The sequence below is a fragment of the Cupriavidus sp. SIMBA_020 genome, from assembly GCF_046535395.1.
In the GTDB taxonomy this organism is placed as follows: Bacteria; Pseudomonadota; Gammaproteobacteria; order Burkholderiales; family Burkholderiaceae; genus Cupriavidus; species Cupriavidus campinensis.
Map to the genome: position 1 here is coordinate 1 of NZ_JAWRWU010001088.1, position 255 is coordinate 255.

General features: G+C 68.2%; 1 protein-coding gene. It reads right to left on the minus strand.

Annotated features, from left to right (window positions below; translation table 11 throughout):
• Window positions 1-255: ATP-grasp domain-containing protein (locus SB751_RS32855; protein ID WP_410749360.1), on the minus strand; the 255-nt coding region annotated here is incomplete at both ends.

A 255-nucleotide genomic window follows, 5' to 3' on the forward strand; every position in this document is an offset into this window, starting at 1 on the left:
GTCCACGCCCGGGAACTTCACGAACGGGAACACGGCCTCCTTGACCGAGAAGTAAGGCGGCACGACTTCGCGGGTGATGCCCTGGGCCGCCAGCGTCTGGCCGGCCATGGCGCGCGCGGCGATCTTGGCCAGTTGCAGGCCGGTGGCCTTGGACACGTAGGGCACCGTGCGCGAGGCGCGCGGGTTCACTTCCAGCACGTAGACGTCGCCGCCCTGGATGGCGAACTGCACGTTCATCAGGCCGCTGACGTTCAG